The sequence below is a fragment of the Haemophilus sp. SZY H56 genome, from assembly GCF_054332415.1.
The window spans coordinates 24,325-45,070 of record NZ_JBTGNX010000002.1 but is presented as its reverse complement, the minus strand read 5'-3'; the positions used below and the strand labels follow the sequence as shown (position 1 = coordinate 45,070).

15 protein-coding genes and 1 tRNA gene are annotated in these 20,746 nt (G+C 41.4%); 7 read left to right on the top strand and 9 right to left on the bottom strand.

Translation table 11 applies throughout. The annotated features are described in order from the left end of the window. Window positions 1–2: 2 nt before the first annotated feature. On the bottom strand, window positions 3–1,118 hold the full coding sequence (gene dprA / locus ACXVWP_RS02110) for a DNA-processing protein DprA (RefSeq protein ID WP_297568873.1): 1,116 nt from the start codon (window positions 1,116–1,118) through the stop codon (window positions 3–5). Between the two features lie 523 nt (window positions 1,119–1,641). Here dprA and leuA point away from each other — a divergent pair. The 5 genes from leuA (at window position 1,642) to metH (ending at window position 10,499) form a co-directional block, all read left to right on the top strand. Further along, window positions 1,642–3,189 carry a 2-isopropylmalate synthase gene (gene leuA, locus ACXVWP_RS02105; protein ID WP_297568876.1) on the top strand — a complete coding sequence of 516 codons (1,548 nt, stop codon included), beginning with the start codon at window positions 1,642–1,644 and terminating at the stop codon, window positions 3,187–3,189. A 175-nt stretch (window positions 3,190–3,364) separates the two neighbouring features. Next, window positions 3,365–4,441 carry a 3-isopropylmalate dehydrogenase gene (gene leuB, locus ACXVWP_RS02100; protein ID WP_297568879.1) on the top strand — a complete coding sequence of 359 codons (1,077 nt, stop codon included), beginning with the start codon at window positions 3,365–3,367 and terminating at the stop codon, window positions 4,439–4,441. Between the two features lie 167 nt (window positions 4,442–4,608). Beyond that, window positions 4,609–6,018 carry a 3-isopropylmalate dehydratase large subunit gene (gene leuC, locus ACXVWP_RS02095; protein ID WP_289901567.1) on the top strand — a complete coding sequence of 470 codons (1,410 nt, stop codon included), beginning with the start codon at window positions 4,609–4,611 and terminating at the stop codon, window positions 6,016–6,018. 10 nt (window positions 6,019–6,028) lie between these two features. After that, window positions 6,029–6,631: a 3-isopropylmalate dehydratase small subunit gene (gene leuD, locus ACXVWP_RS02090; RefSeq protein WP_289901568.1), complete on the top strand. Its 603-nt coding sequence runs from the start codon at window positions 6,029–6,031 to the stop codon at window positions 6,629–6,631. A 175-nt stretch (window positions 6,632–6,806) separates the two neighbouring features. Then, window positions 6,807–10,499, top strand: coding sequence for a methionine synthase (gene metH / locus ACXVWP_RS02085; RefSeq protein ID WP_297568882.1), 3,693 nt, complete (start codon window positions 6,807–6,809; stop codon window positions 10,497–10,499). Window positions 10,500–10,564: 65 nt separating this feature from the next. Here the strand turns inward: metH and ACXVWP_RS02080 are convergent, their stop codons facing one another. Further along, entirely contained in the window at window positions 10,565–12,235 is a 1,671-nt protein-coding gene (locus ACXVWP_RS02080; RefSeq protein ID WP_297568885.1) for an ATP-dependent nuclease, read from the bottom strand. Window positions 12,236–12,453: 218 nt separating this feature from the next. Between ACXVWP_RS02080 and ACXVWP_RS02075 the strand changes: the two genes are divergently transcribed. Then, window positions 12,454–12,921 (top strand): hypothetical protein, encoded by a 468-nt coding sequence (locus ACXVWP_RS02075; protein WP_128787746.1) that lies wholly within the window; start codon window positions 12,454–12,456, stop codon window positions 12,919–12,921. An 89-nt stretch (window positions 12,922–13,010) separates the two neighbouring features. Here ACXVWP_RS02075 and ACXVWP_RS02070 read toward each other — a convergent pair whose 3' ends face one another. The 6 genes from ACXVWP_RS02070 to ACXVWP_RS02045 all read right to left on the bottom strand — a co-directional run bounded on the left by ACXVWP_RS02070 (window position 13,011) and on the right by ACXVWP_RS02045 (window position 18,072). Beyond that, on the bottom strand, window positions 13,011–14,432 hold the full coding sequence (locus ACXVWP_RS02070) for a sucrose-specific PTS transporter subunit IIBC (RefSeq protein ID WP_297568889.1): 1,422 nt from the start codon (window positions 14,430–14,432) through the stop codon (window positions 13,011–13,013). Window positions 14,433–14,560: 128 nt separating this feature from the next. Then, window positions 14,561–14,646, bottom strand: a tRNA-Leu gene (locus tag ACXVWP_RS02065). 20 nt (window positions 14,647–14,666) lie between these two features. After that, on the bottom strand, window positions 14,667–15,014 hold the full coding sequence (secG, locus tag ACXVWP_RS02060) for a preprotein translocase subunit SecG (RefSeq protein WP_070582988.1): 348 nt from the start codon (window positions 15,012–15,014) through the stop codon (window positions 14,667–14,669). 113 nt (window positions 15,015–15,127) lie between these two features. After that, window positions 15,128–17,074 carry a DNA topoisomerase III gene (locus ACXVWP_RS02055; RefSeq protein WP_289901571.1) on the bottom strand — a complete coding sequence of 649 codons (1,947 nt, stop codon included), beginning with the start codon at window positions 17,072–17,074 and terminating at the stop codon, window positions 15,128–15,130. 4 nt (window positions 17,075–17,078) lie between these two features. After that, window positions 17,079–17,681 (bottom strand): recombination mediator RecR, encoded by a 603-nt coding sequence (gene recR / locus ACXVWP_RS02050; RefSeq protein ID WP_005696838.1) that lies wholly within the window; start codon window positions 17,679–17,681, stop codon window positions 17,079–17,081. A 61-nt stretch (window positions 17,682–17,742) separates the two neighbouring features. After that, window positions 17,743–18,072, bottom strand: coding sequence for a YbaB/EbfC family nucleoid-associated protein (locus tag ACXVWP_RS02045; protein WP_005696839.1), 330 nt, complete (start codon window positions 18,070–18,072; stop codon window positions 17,743–17,745). A gap of 135 nt (window positions 18,073–18,207) precedes the next feature. Here ACXVWP_RS02045 and ACXVWP_RS02040 point away from each other — a divergent pair, with 135 nt between their 5' ends. Next, entirely contained in the window at window positions 18,208–19,299 is a 1,092-nt protein-coding gene (locus ACXVWP_RS02040; RefSeq protein WP_049356249.1) for a metallophosphoesterase, read from the top strand. Window positions 19,300–19,348: 49 nt separating this feature from the next. On the opposite strand, the gene ACXVWP_RS02035 is transcribed toward ACXVWP_RS02040, so the two are convergent. Then, a complete protein-coding gene (locus ACXVWP_RS02035; protein ID WP_049356247.1) occupies window positions 19,349–20,719 on the bottom strand; it encodes an L-serine ammonia-lyase in 1,371 nt (456 codons plus the stop codon). Window positions 20,720–20,746 lie beyond the last annotated feature (27 nt).

Genomic DNA, 20,746 nt, shown 5'->3' with positions numbered 1-20,746 from the left:
GTTTACGCTACCCGCTTATAGAGTCCATTCTCATTGACGATTAAGTCTTGTAATTCCAAATCCAATAACTGTACTAAAAGCGAATCCACCGGCAAATTCAATGCTGCAGATAAATCATCGAGGCTTATTGGTGTATAACTGATATGTTGATAAAGTTCAGGATGACTCGGCTCCACAGCTGGTGTTTTTGCTGTGAGCGGTTGAGTTATCGACTGATTGATTAGCACATGTACTGGCGGCTGAAAAACAACACTATGGTTGAGGCTATCTAAAATATCTTTAACATTTTCCACCAACATCGCCCCTTGCTTAATCAATTTATGGCAGCCTTGACTGTATTCACTTTGAATATTCCCCGGCAGCGCAAAAATATCGCGATTTTGTTCTAAGGCATAACGTGCTGTAATGAGTGAACCGCTTTTCTCTGTGGCTTCAATGACTAATGTTCCTAATGAAAGCCCGCTGATAATGCGATTACGGCGAGGAAAGTTTTCGGCAATCGGTGCTTGCGTAGGGATAAATTCAGAAACTAATGCCCCGTTATTTTCGATAATTTGCTCGGCTAATCGGCGATGTTTCGCGGGGTAAATGTGCGCTAATCCACTGCCCAATACGGCAATGGTTTGTCCTTGAATATCCACCACCGCCTGGTGACTAAATCCATCGATACCTAATGCAAGTCCACTCGTGACCGTCAATCCCGCGAGAGAAAGTTCTGTCGCAAAATATTTTGCCCAATATTCACCATAAGCCGAACAATAGCGACTCCCCACCATGGCGATTTGTTGAGCAGAAAGTGCGGTTAAATTGCCTTTCACAAATAATAAAGGCGGAAAACCACTAATTTGTTTGAGTAAAAAAGGATAGTCATCTGAAAAACTGTGAATTAAATGATGCCCTTCTTTTTCGGCCCAACTCAAAGCGGGTTCAATGAATTTCATTTCAGGCTGAAACCAACGACGAATCTGCAAAGATTTCCAGCCCATTTGTTGAAATGCAACTTCATCATAATTTAATAAGTCTTCTATACCTACATGGGCTAGAATTTGTTGAATTCGCACACTGCCCAATTTGGGGACTTGTGACAACCGCAATAAAATCGACGCAAAATCACTCATTTATTCTCTCCTTTAAAAAGAGAATTATGACAAGGTTGGTCTCCCAAAATGAAAGATTTGTCTTAATTTTGCGATTCAGATCGTAAAAAGCGAAAAAATTTTAGAAAAAATCTGCATACCAAAAATAATGAATAAAGCAGTATAAAAATGGCTCTATCAAAGTTCTTTTTAGAGACAAACCCCATACATCGCCACAAATTTAGAATAATAAACTTTTACAATAATGAAAATATAGCAACATTAAATATAAATCACTAAAAAATGGTTTGACAGTAAAACTTTTATCGGTAATATGAACAGCGTTTTACAGAATTTTTTATAGGATTATCTTTTTATGTACCAAGTTGTTTCTTTATCTCTCAACCTTCTGCTCTCACATTCTTTGTGCGGCTAAGTTGTGGATAAAAAACACCTTTATGTAAAAAATCTATTATCAACCCGCACTTTTAAGATTGCGGGTTTTTTCGTTTTAAAATCACGGTAAAAATGACCGCACTTTGAGTGATAAAAGAAGGAAAATACTATGACAGATCGCGTTATTATTTTTGATACCACCTTGCGTGATGGCGAACAAGCGTTAAAAGCAAGCTTAACCGTTAAAGAAAAGTTACAAATTGCTTTGGCACTTGAACGTTTAGGTGTGGATGTGATGGAAGTGGGTTTCCCGGTTTCTTCTCAAGGCGATTTTGAATCTGTTCAAACTATCGCGCGTCATATCAAAAATAGTCGTGTTGCAGCACTTTCCCGTGCGGTAAATAAAGATATCGATGCGGCTTACGAAGCCTTAAAAGTGGCGGAAGCTTTCCGTATTCATACTTTTATCGCGAGCTCCGCATTACACGTTGAAGCCAAATTAAAACGTACATTTGATGATGTCGTTGAAATGGCTGTGGCAGCGGTAAAACGTGCACGTAACTACACTGATGATGTGGAATTTTCTTGCGAAGATGCAGGCCGTACGGGCATCGATAATATCTGTCGTATTGTTGAAGCCGCAATTAATGCGGGTGCGACCACCGTAAACATTCCAGATACCGTTGGTTTCTGCTTACCAAATGAATACGGCAATATCATTGCTCAAGTGCGTAACCGCGTGCCAAATATCGACAAAGCTGTGATTTCTGTGCATTGTCACAATGACTTAGGTATGGCAACCGCTAACTCCTTAACCGCAGTACAAAATGGTGCTCGCCAAATTGAATGTACCATTAATGGCATTGGCGAACGTGCGGGTAACACTTCACTTGAAGAAGTGGTGATGGCCATGAAAGTTCGCCAAGAATTTATGGGCGTGGATACACGTATCAACACGCAAGAAATTCACCGTGTCAGCCAAATGGTGAGCCAACTTTGTAATATGCCAATTCAACCAAATAAAGCGATTGTGGGTTCAAATGCTTTTGCTCACTCTTCCGGTATTCACCAAGATGGTATGTTGAAAAACAAAAATACCTACGAAATCATGTCTCCGGAAACCATTGGCTTGAAGAAAGAGAAATTAAACTTAACCGCACGTTCTGGTCGCGCCGCCGTGAAAGGCCACATGGCAGATATGGGCTACACCGAACAAGATTACGATTTGGATAAATTGTATGAAGCCTTCTTAAAATTAGCAGATAAAAAAGGCCAAGTGTTCGATTATGACTTGGAAGCGTTGGCGTTTATCGACATGCAACAAGGTGATGAAGATCGCTTAGTGTTAGATAAACTTTCGGCACACTCCACTAAAGAATATCCAGCAACCGCTTTTGTTCAAGTGGAATTGGATGGTAAAAAATTAAGTACCTCTTCTATCGGTGGTAATGGTCCGGTTGATGCTGTCTACAATGCGATCTTGAATTTAACCGGTTTAGATATCAAAATGTCCCACTATAACTTAACTGCAAAAGGCGAAGGTGCTGAAGCGTTAGGTCAGGTAGATATCGTGATTGAACACGAAGGCCGTAAATTCCATGGTGTTGGTTTAGCGACAGACATCGTTGAATCTTCCGCACTTGCTTTAGTTCATGCAATTAATGCCATTTATCGTGCTCATAAAGTTGCAGACATTAAAAGCCACAAAAATCACTAACCCAATCTCCCTCTTTAGCAAAGAGGGGTTAGGGGAGATTTGGCAGAAGTAACATCAACCTCAGTGGTAAATTTTATATCGTTAAAATCTCCCCCCAGCCCCTCTTTATAAAAGAGGGGAGAAAATATGAAAAAAATTAACCGCACTTTAGTGTGAAAGAAATAGGAAAAATAATATGCAATCATACAACATCGCTGTTCTACCAGGAGACGGTATCGGTCCGGAAGTCATGGCTGAAGCCATTAAAGTATTAAACAAAGTCCAAGAAAAATTCAGTTTCAAACTTAACTTTAACGAATTTTATGTGGGTGGCGCTGCAATTGATCACTGCGGTTGCCCATTACCGGCAGACACCTTAAAAGGTTGTGATGATGCGGATGCAATTTTGTTTGGCTCTGTAGGCGGCCCTAAATGGACAAATTTACCACCAGATCAACAACCAGAACGCGGTGCATTGTTGCCATTGCGTAAACATTTCAAATTATTCTGCAATCTTCGTCCTGCTACCCTTTATAAAGGCTTAGAAAAATTCTGTCCATTACGTGCAGATATTGCAGCGAAAGGATTTGATATGGTGGTTGTTCGTGAATTAACCGGCGGGATTTATTTCGGTCAGCCTAAAGGCCGTGAAGGTGAAGGTGCTCAAACCAAAGCATTTGATACCGAAGTTTATTACAAGTATGAAATCGAACGTATTGCACGTGCGGCTTTTGATGCAGCAATGAAACGTCGTAAACATGTGACTTCAGTAGATAAGGCGAACGTATTACAAGCTTCAATCTTATGGCGTGAAACTGTGACAGAAGTGGCGAAAGACTACCCTGAAGTCACCTTAGATCATATTTATATCGACAACGCGACCATGCAGTTAATCAAAGCGCCTGAATCTTTCGATGTACTCCTCTGCTCTAACATTTTCGGCGATATTATTTCTGATGAAGCCGCGATGATCACAGGGTCTATGGGGATGTTGCCATCTGCTAGCTTAAACGAAGAAGGTTTCGGCTTATATGAGCCTGCTGGCGGTTCTGCACCAGATATCGCAGGCAAAGGCATTGCCAATCCAATCGCACAAATTCTTTCTGCGGCAATGATGTTGCGTTATAGCTTCAACTTAAATGATGCCGCTGATGCGATTGAAAATGCCGTGCAAAAAGTCTTAGCAAATGGTCACCGTACCGGTGATTTAGCCGATGACTCTGCCCCTGTTTCAACTGCGGAAATGGGTACGTTAATCGCTAATGCAATCTAATAAAAACAATTAAAGTGCGGTTTAAAAACACCCACAAAAAGCAACGCTTTTTGAACGTTGGCTCTGCCAACGGCTCCGAAGGAGCGAGTAAATCTTCAGGATTTACGAGTAATAATTTAACCGCACTTACTACTCTAACAAAAGCCTCTAACGAATTGAGAAAAATTATGGCAAAAACTCTTTACGAAAAATTATTCGATGCCCACGTGGTGTACGAAGCTGAAGGCGAAACGCCGATTTTGTATATTAACCGTCATTTAATCCATGAAGTGACCAGCCCACAAGCCTTTGACGGTTTGCGTGTTGCAGGCCGCCGAATACGTCAAGTCAGTAAAACTTTCGGTACCATGGATCACAGTATTTCTACCCAAATACGTGATGTGAACAAACTTGAAGGCCAAGCAAAAATTCAAGTACTGGAGCTTGCAAAAAACACGAAAGCGACCGGTATTCAATTATTCGACATGACCACCAAAGAACAAGGTATTGTGCATGTGATGGGACCGGAACAAGGCTTAACTTTGCCAGGTATGACGATCGTCTGCGGTGACTCCCATACCGCCACTCACGGTGCATTCGGTGCTTTGGCATTTGGTATTGGTACATCTGAAGTAGAACACGTATTAGCTACCCAAACCTTAAAACAAGCTCGTGCAAAAAATATGAAAATTGAAGTGCGCGGCAAAGTCGCGCCAGGCATTACCGCAAAAGACATTATTCTTGCCATTATCGGTAAAACAACCATGGCGGGCGGTACAGGCCATGTAGTGGAATTCTGCGGTGAAGCGATTCGTGAGCTTTCTATGGAAGGTCGTATGACCGTTTGTAATATGGCGATTGAAATGGGCGCGAAAGCGGGTTTAATCGCACCGGATGAAACCACTTTCGACTATTTAAAAGGCCGTCCACATACACCGAAAGGTAAAGATTGGGAGGATGCAGTCGCTTATTGGAAAACCTTAAAATCTGATGATGACGCGCAATTTGATTCCGTCATTACATTAGAAGCCAAAGATATCGCACCGCAAGTCACTTGGGGCACCAACCCAGGCCAAGTAATCGGTATCGATCAACGAGTGCCTAATCCAACGGAAATGACCGATCCCGTGACTCGTGCTTCAGCAGAAAAAGCATTGAATTATATTGGCTTAGACGCTAACACTGATTTAAAAGATATCCCTGTAGATCAAGTATTTATCGGTTCTTGTACTAATGCTCGTATCGAAGATTTACGTGCGGCAGCGGCTGTCATGAAAGGCCGCAAAAAAGCCGATAATGTAAAACGTATTTTAGTGGTACCAGGTTCCGGTTTAGTGAAAGAACAAGCGGAAAAAGAAGGCTTGGATAAAATCTTTATCGAAGCGGGTGCTGAATGGCGTAATCCGGGCTGCTCAATGTGCTTAGGGATGAACGATGACCGTTTAGGTGAATGGGAACGTTGTGCTTCCACTTCAAACCGTAACTTTGAAGGTCGCCAAGGTCGTAACGGTCGTACTCACTTGGTGAGTCCTGCCATGGCTGCCGCAGCGGGAATGTTCGGTAAATTCGTTGATATTCGTGACGTCACATTAAACTAAGGAGCAGAAAATGGCAGGATTTAAACAACTTTCAGGCTTAGTAGTGCCATTGAATGCAGCAAACGTGGATACGGATGCGATTATTCCAAAACAATTTTTACAAGCGATTACGCGCGTAGGTTTCGGCAAACACTTATTCCATGAATGGCGTTATTTGGATGTAGAAGGCACTAAACCAAATCCAGATTTCGTGCTGAATTATCCACAATATCAAGGCGCGACCATTTTATTAGCACGTAAAAACCTAGGTTGCGGTTCTTCTCGTGAACATGCACCTTGGGCATTAGCCGATTACGGTTTCAAAGTGATGATCGCACCAAGTTTTGCAGATATTTTCTACAACAACAGCTTAAATAACCACATGTTACCGATTCGTTTAAGCGAAGAAGAAGTGGAAGAAATCTTCCAATGGGTCTGGGCAAATGAAGGCAAACAAATCCATGTGGATTTGGAAGCGATGACCGTCACTGTAGGTGACAAAGTTTATCACTTTGAACTGGATGAATTCCGCCGTCATTGTTTATTAAATGGCTTGGATAACATCGGTTTGACATTACAACACGAAGATGCCATCAGTGAATACGAAAAAAATATTCCGGCATTTTTACGTTAATCTGTTTTTTTACTCGGACAGCAAATATTGCTAACCATTCGGCGGACAATTTGTCCGCCTTTCTTTTTGAAAACATTCTATTTTTTTACCGCGCTTTCTCCCCTTTTATTTGACAGTATCCACGCTTATCCCTATTATTTCGAGCAATATTGATTGATTTTAAAAAGAGCTGTCTATGTCACATAATCAAACCGAATTACTGAAAAAATCCCTCGCTGAACGCATCCTCATTTTAGATGGTGCAATGGGGACGATGATCCAAAAATATAAACTCACCGAGGCTGATTTTAGAGGCGAGCGTTTTAAAGAAAGTGCGGTTGATTTACGTGGTAATAATGACTTGCTCACTCTCACCCAGCCCCTGTTAATTTCTGCGATTCACGAGAAATATTTAGCCGCGGGTGCAGATATTATTGAAACCAATACCTTCAGTTCTACCACCATTGCACAAGCAGATTATGACTTACAAGCAGTCGCTTTTGAGTTGAATTTTGCAGGAGCAAAATTAGCACGTTTAGCTGCAGATAAATACAGCACACCAGAAAAACCTCGCTTTGTTGCTGGCGTGTTAGGGCCAACTAACCGCACTGCCTCGATTTCCCCTGATGTAAACGACCCAGGGTTCCGTAATGTCACTTTTATGGAATTGGTCGATGCCTATGCTGAAGCGACCAAAGGCTTAATTGAAGGCGGTGCTGATTTAATCATGATCGAAACTATTTTCGATACGCTTAACGCTAAAGCGGCCGTTTTCGCCATTGAAACCGTATTTGAAGAATTAGGTGTGGAATTGCCGATCATGATCTCCGGCACCATTACCGACGCTTCTGGCCGTACGCTTTCAGGGCAAACCACTGAAGCGTTCTACAACTCGCTTCGCCATGCCAAACCGCTAACGTTCGGTTTGAACTGTGCACTAGGCCCGAAAGAACTTCGCCAGTATGTTGAACAACTGTCTAAAATCAGCGAAACCTATGTTTCCGTCCACCCAAATGCAGGCTTACCAAATGCCTTTGGTGGCTACGATTTAGGTGCAGAAGAAATGGCCGCACACCTTAAGGAATGGGCTGAAAGTGGCTTTGTAAACATTGTCGGTGGTTGTTGTGGTACAACACCAGAGCATATCAAAGCCTTTGCGGATGCCATGCAAGGTATTGCGCCACGTAAATTACCGGAAATTAAAACCGCGATGCGTTTATCAGGTTTAGAGCCGCTCAACATTGATGATGAAAGCCTATTCGTGAACGTGGGTGAACGTAATAACGTGACGGGTTCGGCGAAATTTAAGCGTTTAATTAAAGAAGATAAATTTGCCGAAGCCATTGAAATTGCTATCGACCAAGTAGAAAACGGCGCGCAAGTGATTGACGTCAATATGGATGAAGCATTATTAGACGGCAAAAAATGCATGACCCGTTTCCTTAATATTATGGCGACCGAACCGGATGCAGCTAAAGTGCCAGTCATGATCGACTCGTCTAAATGGGAAGTGATTGAGGCAGGTTTACAGTCGGTGCAAGGTAAGCCGATTGTGAACTCTATCTCGTTGAAAGAGGGCGAGGAAAAATTTATTCATCAGGCTAAATTGGTGCGTAAATACGGTGCTGCCGTTGTGGTGATGGCATTTGATGAAGTGGGGCAGGCTGATACCGAAGAGCGTAAAGTTGAAATTTGTAGCCGTGCTTATGACATTTTGGTCAACCAAGTGGGTTTCCCACCAGAAGACATTATTTTCGACCCGAATATTTTTGCTATCGGTACAGGGATTGAAGAACACAACAACTACGGTGTCGATTTTATCAACGCTACAGGTCGTATCAAACGTGCCCTACCGCATGCGAAAATCTCAGGCGGGGTGTCGAATGTCTCTTTCTCATTCCGTGGTAACAACGTGATGCGTGAAGCCATTCACGCCGTCTTCCTCTATCACGCCATCAAACAAGGCATGGATATGGGGATTGTGAATGCAGGACAGCTTGCGATTTATGACGATCTCGATCCTGAATTGCGTGAAATCGTGGAAGATGCAGTATTAAACCGCAGCCCTGATGCCACCGAAAAACTACTCGATATTGCAGAAAAATATCGTAACCAAGGCAACGATGAAAGTGCGGTCGATTCTGTGGCAGAATGGCGCACTTGGCCAGTGGAAGAACGTTTAAAACACGCGCTGGTGAAAGGGATTACCACTTACATTGTGGAAGATACTGAAGAAGCTCGCCAAACATTACCAACTCCATTAGATGTGATTGAAGGCCCGTTGATGGCGGGCATGGACGTAGTCGGCGATTTATTCGGTGACGGTAAAATGTTCCTGCCACAAGTGGTGAAATCCGCACGCGTGATGAAACAATCCGTGGCGTATTTAGAGCCGTTTATCAATGCCACCAAACAAAAAGGTTCAAGCAACGGTAAAGTGGTGATTGCAACCGTAAAAGGCGATGTGCACGACATCGGTAAAAACATCGTAAGCGTAGTGATGCAATGTAATAACTTTGAAGTGATTGACTTAGGCGTAATGGTGCCTGCGGACAAGATCATTCAAACCGCCATTGATGAAAAAGCGGACATCATCGCGTTAAGTGGTTTGATTACCCCTTCTCTAGATGAGATGGAATACTTCTTAGGTGAAATGACTCGTTTAGGCTTAAATCTGCCAGTGATGATTGGCGGTGCGACCACCTCTAAAGAACATACGGCCATTAAACTTTATCCAAAATATAAAGAACACGGCGTATTTTATACTTCTAACGCCTCCCGTGCGGTAACTGTATGCGCGACCTTGATGAACCCAGAAAGCCGTGCGGCATTATGGGAACAATTCAAGAAAGATTACGAGAAAATTCAGCAATCTTTCTCTAACCGAAAACCACTGCGTAAGCAATTGAGCATTGAAGATGCACGTGCAAACCGCTTTGATGGCTTTGGTGGAGAATGGGCAGATTATGTGCCACCAAAACCAAATCAAACTGGCATTGTGGAATTTAAAAACGTGCCGATTGCTGAGCTGCGTAAATTTATCGACTGGTCGCCATTCTTCCGCATTTGGGGCTTGATGGGCGGCTATCCTGATGCCTTTGATTATCCAGAAGGCGGCGAAGAAGCACGCAAAGTTTGGAATGATGCGCAAGTGGTTTTAGATGAATTAGAGCAAAACCACAAACTCAACCCAAGCGGTATTTTAGGTATCTTCCCTGCAGAACGTGTAGGCGATGATGTGGTGCTTTTCGCTGATGAAGAACGCACGCAAACCATTGGCACGGCTTACGGCTTACGCCAACAAACCGAACGTGGCAAAAACAGCAAAAGCCCATTTAACTTCTGCTTAAGCGACTTTATCGCCGATCGCGAAAGCGGTAAAAAAGACTGGTTCGGCATGTTCGCCGTCTGTGCGGGTATTGAAGAAATGGAGCTAGTGGAAGGCTATAAAGCGGCAGGCGATGACTACAACGCCATCTTGCTACAAGCCGTAGGCGACCGCTTAGCCGAAGCTATGGCAGAATACCTGCACTTTGAGCTTCGCACCCGCATTTGGGGCTACACGCAAGAAGAATTCGACAATCAAGGTTTAATCAATGAAAACTATGTCGGCATCCGCCCTGCACCTGGTTACCCAAGCTGCCCAGAACACACGGAAAAAGCCTTGATTTGGGATTTATTAGAAGTTGAACAACGCATCGGCATGAAACTCACCGAAAGCTATGCCATGTGGCCGGCAGCTTCCGTCTGCGGTTGGTACTTCACCCACCCTGCAAGCAACTATTTTACTTTAGGTCGCATTGATGAAGACCAGGCTCAAGATTATGCCAAACGTAAAGGTTGGGATGAGAGAGAGATGATGAAGTGGTTGGGTGTGGCGATGAAGTAAATATGCCTTATTAAAGTAAGAAGACCACCTAAAATTAGGTGGTCTTTCATATGTATTGATAAAAACTATTTTGGAATCCCCTTTCTGTTTGGATTATTAATCCATTGTGATATTTTTCCTATAAAATCCCAAACATCATTATGAGTTGGTCTAATATAGTGATCAGAACTAGGATCATCTCCCATCTTTTCAAAAATATTTCTTAGCCAACCGTTTTTATTTCTATCAATATCAAGATCACTTAACCAATTCTCAACTTCTCCTATTGGAACAACAAAACTCCCATATTCCATTAAATTATCAAAGAAATTTGAACAGAATTCTTGATCTTCTTTTGTTAATAAATTAATTCCACCACTACGTTTAAAATCTTTTCCATCAAATGCGTTTACTAGATTTTCCCTATTTGTTCTGAAGGAGCTTTTATTTCGCTCAGGAATATATATACCATCTAAAACTTTATTCCAATTAACGCCCCCTTCTTTAATAACATCAATATCAACAATCCCAACCGCAGGAATACCTAAATCTCTTAATGGCTTAACAATATCCCAAACAGTCTGTTTATTTTGAGCATTTAGAAACAAACATCCTTCAATCCCTCTTGGATCTTTTTCCTTTAATAAACGTTCATTAATTTCTTGATAAAAAGCTCTATCAGCATCGGCTTCAGTAACTACAACCGCATTATAGAAGAGCGCATTAAAAACACCTATTGAACGTAATAATGGATTTTGCATCAAAGGTTTCAACTTATCTTGCGTTAAAATTCTCGCTGTTGCCCCCTGAGTCCCATAAGTAAGTCTCACGATATTAATACCAACATTACTTTGTACACACCCCATCAAGAAATCAGCACTATGGGTTGCAACAAATAGTCTTTTATCATTATTTAATATGGATGTGATCTCTTTACCTAATTTATAGGATAGTGTTGGATGTAAGAATGCCTCTGGTTCATCAACTAATATGAAATCAGACTCTCCGGCAATTAAAGCTATTATAATTCCTATAAATGCTTTAACACCATCACTAGCATTCTCCACTAAAATTGCATTCTTATGAAAAGCGATTGCCTCCTCAGTAAGACTTTTATCTAAACTATCTTTAGGTTCTTCTTCAGACAATCTCAATCTAAGATTGCCGAAACTAGTAGGATCAATTACTAAATACTTTCTAAAAGCACCATAAATAACATCTCTAACTTTAGACATTAATACCTGATCCTTAAATAATTTAGAAAAACTGTCTATAGGATCTCCTTGCAAATCACCCGCATTTTGTGAATTAACTAAAGATAATCTACTATATCCATCAAGCCTTGTTGTAAAATAAGATAAAACTTTTGCTAATTGTGAATTTTTGAAGTTCTCCTTATTTGGAGATAGCGCAGTATTGATTAAATCAGGCAAATAAATCTGATTATTCTTACCATACTTTCCAATCAAGAAATAATCGTTACTATAGGGAGTAAAACCCTTTGAAGGAGCAATTTTTATTCTATCTAACATTTTTTCATAAACTTGCTCGCGGGTTAAACGTTCAAACTCTAAGTTACTAATTACATTTAATAATTCTGTTTCTCCATTAGCTATCCATCCTTCTATTTCAATTAAGGCCTGAGATTTACCACTATTATTTGGTCCAATAAAAACAGTCACAGGGCTAAGTTCTATTTCCAAGTTTTCATCTGAGCTAGGATATGTCCCTGCCTGTAATTTAAGTTTTTTAAGCATTGAATACTCCATATAAATAATTTATTATCTAGTCACATAATAGAAATATTAAGAGTATAATTCTACTTATATTTTATAAATATAAAACAAATAAAATTTACTAAAAAACTAACTGTACTTTAATCAAAACCAATCATAGACATTCAATATCTTGCACAATCCCCAATTTCCGCTATCATATTCCCTTTCTCATTCACTCTACTCTCGGAACTTTATCGATGAATAAATTGAAAATAGCATTACTCACGGCTGCATTCGTAGGTTTGTTTGCTTGTACCACAACACAACAACCAAAGAAAACCGTTAAGACCCGATTCCTTAAAAATAACATTAGCCAAGCGGAATTAAACAATCCGAAAGATTACAAACGTTATTACTATTCTTGCCGTAATTCAGAAACGGGCTCGAATTCTTATTTAACGACTTACTTCCCGCTTTCAAGAGAAAGCCGCATGAAAGATAATTTTGGTATTTATTTCCAATTAGACGGTGGAAAAGCGGTGCCGTTTGATCATGTGGAAAATCGCACCTTAAATGCACGCGGAAATCGCTTTGAAGTGATTTATCGCTCTTATGAGCCAATTGATGGAAGCCATGTGGATCTGATTGCGCGTGAGCATAATTCGGTGTATTACAAAAACAATCAAGGCATGAGAACAGCTTGGTTAAATTGTCGAGAAGGCTAATTCTCACTGAAAGTGCGGTCGTTTTTAGACGCATTTTTCCAAACAAAAAAGCACGAGGTTAAACTCGTGCTTTTTCTTTTTTATTTCGATTATGCTTTTGCTTGTGCACGTTTCACGAAAATGACTGAAAGCGTGAATGCCACCACAAATGAAATCACCATACCAATGCTGTACATTGCAAGGCTATCCGGTTTGATCGATGGAATACCTAAGAAACCTGCTGCGCCTAATGCAATGGCTTTTACATTGAAGAATGCGATAAAGGCACTTGCTAAGCCTGAACCAATCATCGCTGCAAAGAAAGCCTGACGATAACGTAAGTTCACCCCGAACATTGCCGGTTCAGTAATCCCTAATAATGCAGAAATTCCTGATGGTACCGCTAAACAGCGTACTTTTGGATCTTTTAATGCGACTGCCACACCTAAACAGGCCGCACCTTGTGCGATATTTGACATCGCGGCGATTGGGAAAATAAAGGTACCTCCTGTATTTGCCATTTCAGCTAATAATTGTGTTTCAACCGCAATGAAGGTTTGGTGCATACCTGTGATAACGATTGGTGCATAGAATGCCCCGAAGATCGCGCCGCCCACGAAACCTAAGGTGTCATATAACCAAGTTAAGCCTGATGCAATTAATGAACCTGCTTCACGACCGATTGGACCAATTACGGTGAATGCTAAGAAGCCCGCAATAAAGAGCGAGAATAATGGGGTAATGAGGTTATCTAAATAAGAAGGTACAAACTTACGGAAGGTTTTTTCTAAGGTTGCTAACACCCAAGCAGAAACTAATGTTGGGATAACCGTGCCTTGATAGCCGACTTTTTCAATTTCAAGACCGAATACATTCCAGTATTGGATTTTGCCTTGAGCAAGGGTTAATGCGTAGTTCCAACCATCTGCTAATGCAGGGTGAACTAATAACATCCCAAGTGCTGCCCCTAAGAACGGGTTACCGCCGAATTTACGGGTTGCAGAGAAACCAAGTAATACAGGTAAGAACACAAACGGTGCGTTCGCGATGGTATTAATGAAGTCCACCAAATCCGCTAGACCTGGGTGCATATCAATCACGCTTAATTCATCAACGAAGAAACCTTTCGCTGTAAGCATGGAGTGAATACCCATTAACAAACCGCCTGCGACGATTGCTGGAATGATTGGCACGAAAATATCCGCTAAGCCTTTCACCAAACGTTGCAATAAGTTTTGGTTGCCTGATGCTGCTTCAGCCACTTCGGCTTTACTCACATCGCCGATACCAAGTAATTTAGTAAGTTCAGCATGGACTTTATTCACCGTACCTGAACCAAAGATTATTTGATATTGACCCGCGACAGCAAACTGCCCTTTCACGCCTTCAATATTATCAATGCCTTCTTTGTCCACTTTGCTTTCATCGTTTAACACAATACGTAAACGCGTTGCGCAATGTGCTGCTGTGGCGATGTTTTCTTTGCCGCCAAGTTTATCAATCACTTGTTGGGCGATTTGAGGGAAGTTCATAATGCTCTCCTAATGGGTTTCTAAAGAAAAAGAAATTGACCGATTGTAACTAAAACAGGGGATAATAACTAGCGGTCTAAACAAATTTTAGGCGAAAAAAAACCGACTTAATTAAGTCGGTTTATAGTTGGTGCTCTGAGCGAGACTTGAACTCGCACGGCCTGCGGCCACTACCCCCTCAAGATAGCGTGTCTACCAATTCCACCACCAGAGCGTTTATTCTGTTTTTATTCCTTATTGCGGAATATCATTATTTTTGTTTTCAACCGCTGGAGCAACTTGTTGTTGCTGTTGTTGAACTTGTTCAGCAGTTTGAGATAAATCGTCAAACGAACCTTTTTGTACGTTGCCACGGTGAGAGTTAATGTTACCTAACACTAAAGCAATCACAAAAAAGCCAGTTGCTAAGATTGCACTGGTACGGGTTAAGAAGTTACCTGCACCTGCAGAACCAAACATCGTACCTGATGCACCGCCGCCAAATGACGCACCTGCGTTCGCACCTTTACCTTGTTGAACAAGGATAAAGCCGATTAAGGCGATACAAATTAATACATAAACAAATAATAAAATATTGTACATTATTCTTTCTTCTTATAAATTGCAATTTCGCAGGAAAACTGGTGGTGAATGTTATATAAAATTCTTGCTTTTCGCAAGCGCTTTCCCATTTTTTTTGCTTAATTGTATTAAGTTTAATCACTTTTCAGCATGTAAATCTTCCGATTTTTGACCGCTCTTTTTCGTTTTGTTGCTGGTGTGCTTAAACCTTTTGAAATCTGACTTAAACGACGTAATGCGGTGAAATCAACAAAACGCACTAAATCCGGCAGCATTTGATTAAGCGTAAACATAAATTGCTGATAACTCGCCTGTTTTTGGCTGATATCGGTTAATTGCGCTTCCCAATGTGCCGTCATGTCAGGTTGCGTAGCAATATCCGGCAAAGCTGAAATGAGGATCCGCCCTGTTTCTGTGCTGTGAATATTGCGTCCTTTTTTCGTCAAAAAACCGCGTTTAAACAGCAATTCAATAATACCTGCACGGGTGGCTTCTGTGCCAAGCCCATCCGTTTCACGCAGAATTTTTTTCAATTCTTTATCTTGCACAAAACGTGCAATCCCTGTCATGGCGGAAAGCAATGTCGCATCGGTAAATGGTTTTGGCGGTTGCGTTTTTTTGCTCACCACTTCGCCTCGTTCACAATACAGGATCTGCCCCTTCTTCACGATCGGCAATAACGGCTCTTGATTTTCATCTTCGTCTTCTTTGCCAAGCAACGCTTTCCAACCTGCTGTTTGCAAGTTACGAGCTTGCGCCACAAAAGTACCACCCGCAATACTTAAGGTAATTTTGCTTTTACGATATTCCGCATCGGGACAGAACTGCAATAAATACTGGCGTGCAATCAATTCATAAATACGTTGTTCATCAATGCTTAAATTGCTCGAGCGTGTGTTAGCCGTCGGAATAATCGCATGGTGCGCTTCCACTTTTTTATCATTCCAGCAACGATTACGCTGCTCGCTATCCACCACCGATGGCAAGGTTTGATAAGTCTGACAATGCAGTGAAATGGCATTCATCACTTTATGTCGCTCAGCAAAATGCTCTTCCGGCAAATAGCGACAATCAGAACGAGGATAGGTAATCAAACGATGGGTTTCATATAAACGCTGACAGGTATCTAACACGCTTTGCGCTGACATACCAAAACGTTTTGCTGCATCAATCTGCAATGCTGACAATGAATAAGGCAAAGGGGCAGTTTCTTTCTCGCGCTTATCTACATATTCGGTCACTTCGGCAGGTTGATCGGTAATGCGTTTCATCACATTTTCGGCTAAGCCTAAAGACAGCACACGACCATCTTCATCTTGGTAGTCTTCGCAAGCTTTACTTGGTTGCCAAAGTGCAGAAAAAAGTGCGGTCGGATTTTCAGATGTTTTTTCGTCTTTTATCCATGCCAACACTTCATAGAAATCTTTTGGTTGGAAATGTTCAATTTCCAAATCGCGTCGAACAATCAAACCTAATACGGGGGTCTGCACTCGCCCAACAGAAAGCACACCATCATAACCCGCTTGGCGACCGCGAATGGTATAAGCGCGAGTCATATTAATACCATAAAGCCAATCCGCACGAGCACGCGCCAGTGCAGAGGTGGCTAATGGAATAAAATGACGATTCGGTTGGAGTTTTTGTACCGCTTTTTCGACCGCGCTTGGGTTAAGATCGCTAATCAGACAACGTAAAATGCCATCACGTTTTTCCGCTGATAAATTGGCATAACTAAACACTTCATCCACCAGCAACTGCCCTTCTCTATCCGGGTCACCTGCGTTAACTAAAACATCAGCTTGATGAATCAGTTTTTCCACCACAGAAAGTTGTTTTTTGACTTCTTTTCGCGGTAACAGAATCCATTTTTCAGGAATGATGGGTAAATGTTCTAAACGCCATTGTTTGAATTTCGGATCGTAGGCATCCGGCTCTGCCTGTTCGAGCAAATGCCCCACGCACCAAGTCACAACATCATCATTGCCGCATTTAATAAAACCATCACCACGTTGATGAGGTTTTGGCAATACATCGGCAATAGCTCGCCCAAGACTGGGTTTCTCGGCAATAAACAGGCGCATAAGATTAGTCGATCTGACGACGACCTAAGAAAGAGTGGGTTAAGGTTGTGCCGTCCACAGTTTCTAATTCCCCACCGACAGGGATCCCGTGAGCAATACGGCTTACTTTAATATTATGTTGATGGCAAATTTCAGCAATATAATTGGCTGTGGCATCGCCTTCTACCGTTGGATTGGTCGCTAAAATCACTTCATGGAAAGATTCTTCTACCAGACGTTTTTGCAATAAATCCAAACCAATCTCTTTTGGCCCAATACCATCTAAAGGCGATAAATGCCCCATTAAGACAAAATAACGTCCAGAAAACTGGCCTGTTTGCTCAATTGCTTGGATATCAGCCGGCATTTCCACCACGCAAAGCAAACCTGAATTTTGACGGCGAGGATTGTTACAAATATTGCATGTTTCCTCTTCGGTAAAATCACGACACTGTGAACAATGTCCAATTTTAGACATCGCTTCCGTTAATGCACGTGCCAAATTCATCCCACCGCTACGATTACGCTGTAAAAGATGATAAGCCATACGCTGCGCTGATTTAGGGCCAACACCCGGCAAGCAACGGAGATTTTCAATAAGATGTTCTAAAAGTGGACTGCTTTGCATAATATTTATGATGGGAGAAAATGGATGGTGTGTGAACCGATAAACTCACACACCCAATGAATTAAAATGGAAGTTTCATTCCTGGAGGTAATGGCATGCCTGCGGTCACAGACGCCATTTTTTCTTTTTGCAATTCTTCTGCACGACGGACTGCATCGTTGAATGCGGCAGCGATTAAATCTTCCAACATTTCTTTGTCGTCTTCCATTAAAGAAGGATCGATCTCAATACGACGGCAGTTGTGCGCACCATTAATCGTGATTTTTACTAAACCCGCACCGCTTTCGCCTGTTACTTCTAATTGGGCAATTTCTTCCTGCATTTTTTGCATTTTTTCTTGCATTTGTTGGGCTTGTTTCATTAAGCCGCCTAAACCGCCTTTTCCAAACATTGGATTTTCCTTCTTAAATTAACTAAAACGAGCCGCATTTTAGCGAAAAAATTTGCCTTTGGGAACAGAGAAATTTATTATTCCACACTCCAAAACTTGGTTAAAAATGACCGCACTTTTATTTAGGAATCGCTAATGGAAACTCGTTATTACTTTATATTTACGGCAGCTATTATTTTGTTACAACTGCTGATTTATATTTTTAATAAAACGCTGATTTGGTGGCTGAACAAACCACTCACCCAAAAGACAAGACGAGCGATTACCTTCACCTGTTTTTTGCTTCCTAATGCCTTGGTTATTTGCCATTTTTTAAAGCTTTTTACGGTATTTCGACTTATTGCTTTAATGCTCGCGCTACTCCTTTTTTCAGCCTTTGCGAGTATCGCCGTCGGATGTATTCATTTTCTTTTCCGAAAATCCAAATCCATTACCAAAATCGACCGCACTTTGCGTATTGCTTACCCAATTTTATTTATTGGTATCATTGTCTTAAGTGTGTATAACGCCTATGTAACCCGTGTTATTCATTATGAAATTACACTAGATAAACCGATTAAACCATTACGAATTGGCATGGCAAGCGACCTCCACTTAGGCAAATTATTTGGCGGAAAAGAATTGGATAAACTGGCTGATATTATGCAGCAGGAAAAGGTCGATATCATTTTACTGCCTGGCGATATTATGGACGATAACGTTAATGCCTATTTAGCGGAAAAAATGCAACCTCATCTGGCAAAACTCAAGGCCCCGATGGGCGTTTATGCCACATTAGGCAATCACGATTTATTTGGAGACCAAGATCGAATTGATCAGGAAATTCGCAAAGCAGGTATCACCATGTTAAAAGATGAAACATTAACGTTAAATAATGAATTGGTGCTTATTGGACGAAACGATAATCTGACTCGTAATAGACCGAGTACCGAAACATTATTAAAACAAGTGAACACTGACTTACCGACTATTCTCTTAGATCACCGCCCAACAGATATCGAAAAACATGCTTCACTTCCGCTTGATATTCAAGTTTCAGGACATGCACATAAAGGGCAAATATTCCCCGCCAGTATAATCACAAAAATGATGTATCGTTTGGATTATGGCTATGAAAAGATTGGTAATCCACATGTATTTGTCACTTCAGGTTACGGCTTCTGGGGCATTCCAATGCGCTTAGGATCTCAATCAGAAGTAGTGATTATTGATGTGAAAGGAAAATAAAAAAGAGCGGTCAAACTGATCTGACCGCTCTTTTATTATCAATGACATCTTAAGAACACACCACTTTCACCGCTAAGCCACCTTTCGATGTTTCGCGATATTTGGCATTCATGTCTTTACCTGTTTCATACATGGTTTCGATCACTTTATCCAAGGTTACACGAGGATTTGTGGTCCGGCGTAATGCCATACGACTAGCGTTAATCGCTTTCACTGAAGCAATCGCGTTACGTTCAATACAAGGTACTTGTACTTGTCCACCAACAGGGTCGCAAGTTAAGCCCAGATTATGTTCCATCGCAATTTCAGCTGCAATACACACTTGTACTGGCGTACCGCCTAGGATTTCAGTTAAACCCGCTGCAGCCATTGAACATGCTACACCCACTTCACCTTGGCAGCCAACTTCTGCACCAGAAATAGACGCATTCATCTTATAAAGTGAACCAATCATACCTGCAGCTAATAAGTAGCGCTCAATCACATCCTGTGTTAAAGGGCCTACAAATTTTTCATAATAAGAAAGTACAGCCGGCACAATACCACAGGCACCATTTGTTGGTGCGGTCACAACTCGTCCACCCGCAGCATTTTCTTCATTTACGGCAAGGGCAAACATATTTACCCAGTCGATGACATGCATTGGATCATTTGCAAGACGATTACTATTAGCTTGCAAGAGACGATAAAGTGACGGTGCACGACGTGCCACTTTTAATGGTCCTGGTAACACGCCTTCTGTATTGACACCATGCTCAATACAATCCTTCATGGTTTTCCAAACATTATGTAAATGCGCTTCAACCTCTTTTTTATCACGTAATGCTAACTCATTTCTCATCATCACTGTAGAAAGCATTAAGCCATTTTCCTGACAATGTTTCAAAATATCTTCAGCATATTGATAAGGATATGGCACGGCTACAGGATTCTCTTCCTCTTGACCAAAATGCGCTTCATCTACGATAAAACCACCACCGATAGAATAATAGGTTTGACGGTAAAGCACATTACGTTCAGCATCCAATGCGGTAATTGTCATGCCATTTTCATGCAATGATAAAAAGGAATTATGGAATACCATATTGGCATCCCAATCGAAATTAACCGTTTTTTTACCCTGTGCAATCGACAGTTTTTTGGTTTGTTTAACCTGTTCGATAAATGTTGGGATTAAATCAATGTCTACATCGTGTGGTAGATAACCAGCTAATCCCATAATGATCGCAATATCTGTATTATGACCAAGCCCCGTCATTGAAAGAGACCCATACACATCCACATGCAAGGTTGCGACTGCATCAAATTTACCTTGCTCGATTAAATCGTCAATAAACTGTTTACCCGCTTTCATCGGGCCTACAGTATGGGAGCTGGATGGCCCAACCCCCACTTTAAACATATCAAATACACTAATCATATTATTTTCAATCCTAAGCTAACCTAA

Excerpts from the sequence above, each read along its gene's own strand:
- leuB (WP_297568879.1), top strand. The coding sequence starts at position 3,365 with ATGCAATCATACAACATCGCTGTTCTACCAGGAGACGGTATCGGTCCG.
- ACXVWP_RS02035 (WP_049356247.1), bottom strand. The coding sequence starts at position 20,719 with ATGATTAGTGTATTTGATATGTTTAAAGTGGGGGTTGGGCCATCCAGC.
- dprA (WP_297568873.1), bottom strand. The coding sequence starts at position 1,118 with ATGAGTGATTTTGCGTCGATTTTATTGCGGTTGTCACAAGTCCCCAAA.
- ACXVWP_RS02080 (WP_297568885.1), bottom strand. The coding sequence starts at position 12,235 with ATGCTTAAAAAACTTAAATTACAGGCAGGGACATATCCTAGCTCAGAT.
- ACXVWP_RS02045 (WP_005696839.1), bottom strand. The coding sequence starts at position 18,072 with ATGTTTGGAAAAGGCGGTTTAGGCGGCTTAATGAAACAAGCCCAACAA.
- ACXVWP_RS02055 (WP_289901571.1), bottom strand. The coding sequence starts at position 17,074 with ATGCGCCTGTTTATTGCCGAGAAACCCAGTCTTGGGCGAGCTATTGCC.
- leuA (WP_297568876.1), top strand. The coding sequence starts at position 1,642 with ATGACAGATCGCGTTATTATTTTTGATACCACCTTGCGTGATGGCGAA.
- recR (WP_005696838.1), bottom strand. The coding sequence starts at position 17,681 with ATGCAAAGCAGTCCACTTTTAGAACATCTTATTGAAAATCTCCGTTGC.
- secG (WP_070582988.1), bottom strand. The coding sequence starts at position 15,014 with ATGTACAATATTTTATTATTTGTTTATGTATTAATTTGTATCGCCTTA.
- ACXVWP_RS02075 (WP_128787746.1), top strand. The coding sequence starts at position 12,454 with ATGAATAAATTGAAAATAGCATTACTCACGGCTGCATTCGTAGGTTTG.
- ACXVWP_RS02070 (WP_297568889.1), bottom strand. The coding sequence starts at position 14,432 with ATGAACTTCCCTCAAATCGCCCAACAAGTGATTGATAAACTTGGCGGC.
- metH (WP_297568882.1), top strand. The coding sequence starts at position 6,807 with ATGTCACATAATCAAACCGAATTACTGAAAAAATCCCTCGCTGAACGC.
- leuC (WP_289901567.1), top strand. The coding sequence starts at position 4,609 with ATGGCAAAAACTCTTTACGAAAAATTATTCGATGCCCACGTGGTGTAC.
- leuD (WP_289901568.1), top strand. The coding sequence starts at position 6,029 with ATGGCAGGATTTAAACAACTTTCAGGCTTAGTAGTGCCATTGAATGCA.
- ACXVWP_RS02040 (WP_049356249.1), top strand. The coding sequence starts at position 18,208 with ATGGAAACTCGTTATTACTTTATATTTACGGCAGCTATTATTTTGTTA.